Below are 7,234 nucleotides of genomic sequence, written 5' to 3'. Positions count from 1 at the left end.
GGTGCGGCCGGGGCGGTCCCGGGAGCCGCGCCCGGGGCGTGTGCGGGCTGCGCCCCGGCCGCCTCGTAACGGGGCTCGGGGACGGGCCCGGCCGGGGAGGAGATCTCCCAGGCGTCGGCCGGACGGGCCGCACGGGCCATCACCGAGAGCGGGTCGGCGTCCAGCTTCTGCTGCGGGCTGGGGGCGAACTTCACCGGCAGCTCGACCAGGTGGCGGGACATGATGTTGCCGACCCGGCGCAGCTCGTCCTCCCCGACGCCGAGCTCCAGGTCCGGGAGGCGCATCAGGAGCGCATCGACCCCGACGTCGGCGATGGCACGGCCGATGTCCTGTCCCGGGCACTCGTGGGGGCCGCCGCTGAAGGCGAGGTGGGCGCGGTTGCCACCCATGTCGGCGCCCAGGTCCGGGCGGACGGCGGGGTCGGTGTTGGCCGGGGCGATCCCGACGAGCAGCGCGTCGCCGGCCTTGATCTGCTGGCCGCCCAGTTCGGTGTCGCCGACCGCCCAGCGGCCGAAGACCGCGGTGAACGGCGGCTCGTCCCAGAGGGTCTGCTCCACCGCCTCGGGCACGGTCATGTGCCCGCCACTGAGCCGGGCGCGGAAGCGCGGGTCGACCAGGACCATGCGCAGCACGTTGGCGATGAGGTTGGCGGTGGACTCGTAGGCGGCGATGAGGATGAGGCGCAGGTGCTCGACGACCTCGATGTCGGTCATCGTGGCCGGGTGCTCGACGAGCCAGCTGGTGAAGTCCGGCGCGGGTTCGGCGCGGCGCCGCTCGACCAGGCGCGTCAGCACGGACACGATGTGGGCGTTGCTCGCCACGGCGGTCTCGGTGCCGCGGATCATGTCCCGGGCCGCCTGGACAAGACGCTCGTCGTACTCCTCCGGCATGCCGAAGATCGCGCACACCACCATCATCGGCAGGTGCTCCGCGAACTGGCTCACCAGGTCGGCGGTGCCCTTCTCGCAGAAGTCGTTGACGAGACGGTTACTGAAGCGGTTGATGTGGCGGCGGACGCCCCGGGTGTCGATGCGCTCCATGCTGTCAGTGACCGCGCCGCGCTGGCGTTCATGGGTGGCGCCGTCGGCGAACACGCAGACGGGCTGCCAGGTGAAGATCGGGGCGAGTGGGTGGTCCGGGGCGACGCTGCCGTCCTGGAGTGCCCGCCAGCGCCGCGAGTCCCGGGAGAACTGGGACGGTGTACGGGTGACGTGGAGGTTCTCGCTGTGGCCCAGCACCAGCCAGGCGGGCACGTCGCCGTGGAGCAGGACCGGGGCGACCGTGCCGTGTTCGGCGCGGAGTTTGTCGTAGAGGCCCGCGGGGTTGTTCTCCGCCTCGGGGCCGTAGAGCCGGCGCAGTCCGCCGGGGCCGATGTCGAGGTTGCGGGCCGGGCACTGGGGCGGCGGCACGGCGCCGGGTTCGTGGTGGAAGGGGGTTGTCACAGGGGCTCCAGGGATCAGGATTCCAGGGCTGGTGCACGGGCGGGCGGGACGGGGCCGTTCGGGCGCGGACCGGGCCGGGGGCGTACACCGGGGACGGCGCGCGCCCCCGGTCGTGGATCCGGTCGTGGATCCGGTCGTGGATCCGGTCGACCGGCACGGCCCGAACGTGGGACTTCGGCGTCAGGCGAGCGGGACGGCCAGGCTGTGCAGATAGCGCATCAGGGTCATCAGCACATCGCGGCTGGAGGCCCGCAGCCGGGCGTCGCAGTCGACCATCGGGACCTCGTCCGGCAGGTCGAGGGCTCTGCGCAGGGCCTCGACCGGGTGGTGCGGGGCGTCGGGGAAGGTGTTCACGGCCACCACGAACGGCACTCCGCGCTCCTCCAGTCGGCCGATGACGTCGAAGCTGACTTCGAGCCGTCTCGTGTCGATGAGGACGACCGCGCCGAGGGCGCCCTCGAAGAGGCCGTTCCACAGGAACCAGAAGCGTTCCTGGCCGGGGGTGCCGAACAGATAGAGGATCAGTTCCTCGCTGAGGCTGATCCGGCCGAAGTCCATGGCGACAGTGGTGGCGGTCTTCGCCTCCACCCCGGCGTTGTCGTCCACGCCGACGCCGGCCTGGGTCATGGTCTCTTCGGTCGTCAGCGGCCGGATCTCGCTCACCGAGCCGACCATGGTCGTCTTGCCGACGCCGAACCCGCCGACGATCACGACCTTCACCGCGGCGGTGGCCGTGGTGGGAAGGACGTCCTCGCTGCGGGGTCCGGTGATCGTGTCAGAGCTTCTGAAGTCCATGCATCACCGCTTCGAGAAGGGACCTGTCGGGGAGAGTGGCGCGGACGATCGGCGCGCGCGACTCGATGAGTTCGGTCGCGAGGAGATCGCTCAGGAGCGAGGTGACCACACTGAACGGCAGGCTGAGGTAGGCCGAGATCTCGGCGACGGACAGGGGGGCCTGGCAGAGCCGCAGGATGGCCGCCTGCTCGGGCTGGAAGGTCGGCGAGGGCTCCGCGTGCGCGACGACCATCGTGACCAGGTCGAGCGCGGCCCGTTCGCTGTCGTCGAGATCGCCGGTGATCACGTACAGCCGTTCCGGATCGAGGAGATCCGGATCGGCCTTGCGACGTTCTCGTCGAGGACCACTCATCCGGACTGCCCGCCGTGGCGGGGCGGGCTGGTCAGGTGGGCTCCGATCCGCACGACCATGTCCCGCATCCGGGCGCCGACGAGTCCGGCGTCGACGGTCTCACCGGCCAGGACCGCGAGATAGGCGCCGGCACCGGCCGCCATCAGGTAGAAGAACCCGCCCGTCACCTCGATGACGACGAGCTTCATGAGGCCGTCGCTGTACGGGATCTCGGTGGCCACCGCGGCGGCCAGGCTCTGCAGCCCGGCACAGGCCGCCGCGAGCCGGTCGGCGACATCGGGGTCGCCGCCGTGCATCGCGATGCGGAGGCCGTCCGAGGAGAGCACCACGATCTGGTGGATGCTCGGAACGTCGTCGGCCAGTTCCTTGAGCATCCAGTCCATGTTTCCCCGCTGCTGGATCACTTCAGGTCTCCCTTGTCCCACGCGTCATCGGAGTCTTCGCCATGCTTTCGTTCCTGCGGTACGCCGTTGACGGCCTTGGTGAAGGCCTCCAGCCACAGGCCGGGAGGCTTCTCCTCGCCGCGTCCGTCGTCCGTGCCCTCGTCCCGGCCGGGCTGGAACCCGTTCGTGGGGGCGGGGGGCGGCGGCGGGGGCTGCTGCGGCAGGTTGTGCGAGCCGAGCGGGGCGCGGCCCCGGCTGCGGCGTTGCGGCAGCCCGTTCTCGGTCCACTCGGTGACCACGGGAAGGTCGTCCTCCATGGCCGCCGCGGGAACGGCCGGGCGCGACGCGGCCGCGGGAGCACCGGTGGAGGCCGGTGCGGCGACGGACGGCACGGGGCCGGTGGCGGCAGGCTTGGGCTTGCGCTTGCCGGGCGGCGGCACCACGTGCTGGAGCTGCGACATGTCCAGGGAGCTGGTGGGCCGCGAGGTGGCGCCGATGCCGTGGGCAATGCCCGGGGCGGGCCCGGTGGTGATCATGTCGCGCGGCACGATGAGGACGGCGCGGACGCCGCCGTACGCCGACTGACGCAGCGACACCTGGAGCTGGTACATCCGGGAGAGCCGGCCGACGACGGCCATGCCGAGGCGCGGGGACTCCCCGAGGTCGTTCATGTTGATGCCGGCCTGGGCCTGGGCGAGCATGTTCTCGGCCCGGGCGCGGGCCTCCTCGCTGAGGCTGACGCCGCCGTCCTCGATCTCGATGGCGATGCCGGTCTGCACCTCGACCGCGGTGACGTGCACCCGGGTCTGGGGCGGCGAGTAGCGGGTCGCGTTGTCGAGGAGTTCGGCGCAGGCGTGGATGAGCGGTTCGACCGAGGTGCCGACGATGGCGACCTTGGCGATCGAGTGCAGATCGACGCGCTGGTACTCCAGGATGCGGGACATCGCGCCGCGCAGCACGCTGAACAGGGGTACCGGCTTGGGCCATTGGCGGCTCGGACGGGCGCCGCCGAGCACGGCGATGGAGTCGGCGAGGCGGCCGATCAGCGCGGTGCCGTGGTCGATGCGCAGCAGGTCGTCGAAGACCTCGGGGTTGCGCCCGTAGTGGTCCTCCATCTCCCGCAGTTCGCTGGCCTGGCGGTGCACGATCGCCTGGACGCGGCGGGCGACGCTGACGAAGGCGCGCTGAGCGGAGTCACGCCGCGCCTCCTCGTTGTCGATGACTTCGAGGACCTGGTAGATCTGCTCGCGCAGCGCCTTGGGCAGATGGCGGTTGGCCACGTCCGCGTCGACGATGTCGCGCATCACTTCTTCGGGCGAGTTGCCCACCCGCAGCCGCCGGATGGCGGCGGGCATGACTTCCTTGGTGAGCCGTACCGTCTCGGCGTCGTGCGAGAGGATGCGGTGTTCCAGGTAGGCGATGCGCTGTTCGTACTCCGCGCGCTGGACGCGCGTGGCGCGCCGGCGGCGGTGCAGCGCCACGGTGAGTACGGCGACCACGAGCGTGGTGATCGCGCCGCACACGGCGACTGGTATCCGCGCGGCCGGTACGACCAGGGCCGATCCGGCTGCGGTGGCGCCGAGGAGCAGGGCCACGGGCAGCAGGACTACGCGGACGACGGGAATTTCTCTGTCGGTCGGCGGTGATTCAACACGGACCATCTAAAACCCTCTGGCGGTTGATTCCGGGATGTATGCGCACGTGAGCGGAGACTCGGAACAAGTGCTCGAATTCATCTCAACTCGACTTCACTGCGCGTGAGCTTAGCCAGATCAGAACAGTGCTTCGGCATATTCACCCAACCCCCTGCGGAAGCCCGCCGAGAGGAATACACTCACCAGGTTTTGCACTCAGCGCTGTGGAGCGTGCGCGGGGAGTGACAGACCCCGGAAGTTGCCCTCCTGCGGGGCCCGTCGCCCCGGACACCGGCACGTACCTCCCACGCAAAAGCACCTTAAGGTGCAATTCATCGCGCAGCTCCACCCTCTCGTCCCGCAGAGCAGGACAGAGGCACAGGTGATCGAACCGGATCGAAAGGTGCAGATTCCTGACCGACGAGCGGGTGGCACCAAAAGGCGCCGTGCTGACGCGTATACGGACGCCTTCCGCCGCGTACGCTCCGACCGCCCGGCACGGCGGCTCCGGACCGGGAATCATGTCGGGCGGCGGCACACCGACGGTGACGAGAAGGATCGGGCGGGAACATGAGCATGATGACGGCCGGCGACTACACGATCGCATCGCTGGACACGGGACTCCGGGCCCTGCGGCTCTTCCTCACCCATGACGCCCTCACCGTCAGCGAGGCCGCCGAGCAGCTGTCCGTCGGCCGGTCCACGGCACACCGGGTGCTGAGCACCCTGGAGAACCGGGGGTTCGCCATCCGTGACACATCGGGGCGGGGCTACGCGGCGGGTCCGGAGCTGGTGCGGCTCGGCCGCCCCGCGGGGTTCGGCCGGGCGGCCCGCGACCAGCTGCGGCCGGTGCTGGAGGACGCCGTCGCGCGGACGGGCGAAACCGTGCACAGTGTGGCGCTCATCGGCGACCAGGTCGTCGTCACCGACGGCCGCGAGTCGGCCCATCCGGTACGGATGGCCCTGGAGTTGGGGTGGACCGGACCGGCCCACGCGGAGGCGGGCGGCAAGCTGCTGCTGTCCCGGATGACGGCGGACCAGGTGTGCGCGCTGTATCCGCGGGAGGACCTGGAGCCGCTGACGCCGCACACCCTCACCTCGCGTACGGCCCTGCTGGACGAGCTGGCGCTGATCCGGCGCAGGGGACACGCGGTCAGCCGGAGCGAGTCGGTCACCGGCATGACCGCGGTCGCCGTCTCCCTGGGCGGGTCCAGCTGGCGGGACCGGCTCGCTCTGGTGGCCGCCGCCCCCGCCGACCGTTCCGACGAGGCCGCGACGGCCGAACGGGCGGCTCTGCTCGGGGAGTCGGCCGCACTGCCGGCCCCCACGCTCCCCGGCTGAGTCGGCCGCCGGGTCAGCGTCGGGCCCCGCCGAGCCGCCCCTCCAGCTGGACGAGCAACTCGCTCAGCCGGAAACCGAGTTCGTCGCGACCCCCCTCGTCGAGGCCGGCGAGCACCGTGCGTTCGTAGGCGAGCTGCTCGGGCAGCAGCCGGTCGACCAGGGCCCGGCCCTGGTCGGTGAGGCGGACATGGGCGACCCTGCGGTCGCGGTCGTCGCCCCGGCGGTCGACGAGTCCGCGGTCCTGGAGGGCGCGCAGCCGCTTGGTGACAGCGGCTCCGGAGGAGAAGGTCTCGCGGGCCAGCTCGCCGGGGGTCAGCTCCCGGTCGGTCCGGCGTACGGCGCCGAGCAGGTCGAATTCGGCGCGGGTCAGTCCGGCGGAGCGCAGCGGGGCGTCCTCCGCCTGCTGGAGCAGGGCGGCGCAGCGGTTGATCCGGCCGATGATCTCCATCGGTCCGGTGTCGAGCCCGGGGTTGACGGCCTGCCACTGCCGGACCACCGAGGCAACGATGTCGTCGGTCACTCCGCTCCGATCGAAGGGGCGTGGACCGTGGGCCCGCGCCGTTGTGCTGTCGCGGCGAGCGTACGGTGTCCGGCCTGCTCGGCCGCGAGAAGGCAGTGCTCGGGCAGGGCGCGCTGCCACCATTCGCCCGCCGCGGTGTCACCCGCCTCGCGCAGTTCGACGAGGCTCGCGGTGAGCGTCCGGCGTGCCCGGTCCCGTTCGGCGGGGGCGGCCCCGGGGTCGGTGCCGGTCCGTTCGGCGTCGGCCCGGGCCCGGCGGGTGGCCTCCAACGCCCGTTCGACCCGCCCCGTCGCCCGCCGGTTGGTGACGAGCGTCGCGGCCAGGAAGCCGGCGACCGCGCCGAGGACGGTGTCCAGGACCCGGTCGCCGATCAGCTCGCCGGCCGGGTGGGCGCCGCCGAACTCCAGGACCAGCAAGGCCATCGGGGTCACCGCGACGGAGCCGAGCCAGTAGTTGCGGGTGATGAGGGCCTCGGCGGCGAAGCTGAGGAAGAGGCAGCAGCAGACGAGGGCGAGCGGGCTGATCCGGGACACCGGCAGGACGGCGGCGAAGACGAGCACCCCCAGGAGATTGCCGAGGGTGCGCTGGAGGGTCCGGTTCCACGACAGGGTGATGTTGGCCTGGCAGAGGGAGGCGGCGGTGACGATCGCCCAGTAGGGGCGGCCGACGCCGAGGGCGGCGCAGAGGTACCCGGCGAGCGCGCAGCCGGCCAGGGTGCGGGCGGCGACCGGCAGCAGCGGCGATCCGGGGCCGAGACGGCGCAGCAG

Annotated in this window: 8 protein-coding genes; 1 reads left to right on the top strand and 7 read right to left on the bottom strand. The window is 71.8% G+C overall.

Annotated features, from left to right (window positions below):
* The 5 genes from B9S58_RS00040 to B9S58_RS00020 all read right to left on the bottom strand — a co-directional run.
* A partial coding sequence (locus tag B9S58_RS00040) for a cytochrome P450 (protein WP_181009120.1) occupies nucleotides 1-1,442 on the bottom strand: 1,442 nt, incomplete at its 3' end.
* Nucleotides 1,443-1,622: 180 nt separating this feature from the next.
* Entirely contained in the window at nucleotides 1,623-2,237 is a 615-nt protein-coding gene (locus tag B9S58_RS00035; RefSeq protein WP_103530099.1) for an ATP/GTP-binding protein, read from the bottom strand.
* Nucleotides 2,218-2,589 (bottom strand): DUF742 domain-containing protein, encoded by a 372-nt coding sequence (locus B9S58_RS00030; RefSeq protein ID WP_103530098.1) that lies wholly within the window; start codon nucleotides 2,587-2,589, stop codon nucleotides 2,218-2,220. Before B9S58_RS00030 ends, B9S58_RS00035 begins: the two co-directional genes overlap by 20 nt.
* Entirely contained in the window at nucleotides 2,586-2,993 is a 408-nt protein-coding gene (locus B9S58_RS00025) for a roadblock/LC7 domain-containing protein (RefSeq protein WP_007454741.1), read from the bottom strand. Before B9S58_RS00025 ends, B9S58_RS00030 begins: the two co-directional genes overlap by 4 nt.
* Complete coding sequence (locus B9S58_RS00020; RefSeq protein WP_103530097.1) at nucleotides 2,990-4,633, bottom strand: sensor histidine kinase KdpD; 1,644 nt, start codon at nucleotides 4,631-4,633, stop codon at nucleotides 2,990-2,992. Before B9S58_RS00020 ends, B9S58_RS00025 begins: the two co-directional genes overlap by 4 nt.
* 543 nt (nucleotides 4,634-5,176) lie before the next feature.
* Here B9S58_RS00020 and B9S58_RS00015 point away from each other — a divergent pair.
* Nucleotides 5,177-5,947 carry an IclR family transcriptional regulator gene (locus B9S58_RS00015; protein ID WP_258044115.1) on the top strand — a complete coding sequence of 257 codons (771 nt, stop codon included), beginning with the start codon at nucleotides 5,177-5,179 and terminating at the stop codon, nucleotides 5,945-5,947.
* Nucleotides 5,948-5,960: 13 nt separating this feature from the next.
* On the opposite strand, the gene B9S58_RS00010 is transcribed toward B9S58_RS00015, so the two are convergent.
* Both B9S58_RS00010 and B9S58_RS00005 read right to left on the bottom strand, forming a co-directional pair.
* The gene (locus B9S58_RS00010) at nucleotides 5,961-6,467 is read right to left on the bottom strand and encodes a MarR family winged helix-turn-helix transcriptional regulator (RefSeq protein WP_103530096.1); all 507 of its coding nucleotides are present in this window, start codon (nucleotides 6,465-6,467) and stop codon (nucleotides 5,961-5,963) included.
* Nucleotides 6,464-7,234: FUSC family protein (locus tag B9S58_RS00005; protein ID WP_146063421.1), on the bottom strand; the 771-nt coding region annotated here is incomplete at its 5' end. The genes B9S58_RS00005 and B9S58_RS00010, both read right to left, overlap by 4 nt.

Origin of the sequence: Streptomyces sp. SM11 (assembly GCF_002910905.1) — a bacterium.
Classification (GTDB): domain Bacteria; phylum Actinomycetota; class Actinomycetes; order Streptomycetales; family Streptomycetaceae; genus Streptomyces.
The sequence above is the reverse complement of the archived record's forward strand: the minus strand, read 5'-3'. Positions and strand labels throughout refer to the sequence as shown.

Bases quoted from the DNA above. Each gene is read 5' to 3' on its own strand.
- B9S58_RS00020 (WP_103530097.1), bottom strand. From the start codon at position 4,633: ATGGTCCGTGTTGAATCACCGCCGACCGACAGAGAAATTCCCGTCGTC.
- B9S58_RS00035 (WP_103530099.1), bottom strand. From the start codon at position 2,237: ATGGACTTCAGAAGCTCTGACACGATCACCGGACCCCGCAGCGAGGAC.
- B9S58_RS00030 (WP_103530098.1), bottom strand. From the start codon at position 2,589: ATGAGTGGTCCTCGACGAGAACGTCGCAAGGCCGATCCGGATCTCCTC.
- B9S58_RS00015 (WP_258044115.1), top strand. From the start codon at position 5,177: ATGAGCATGATGACGGCCGGCGACTACACGATCGCATCGCTGGACACG.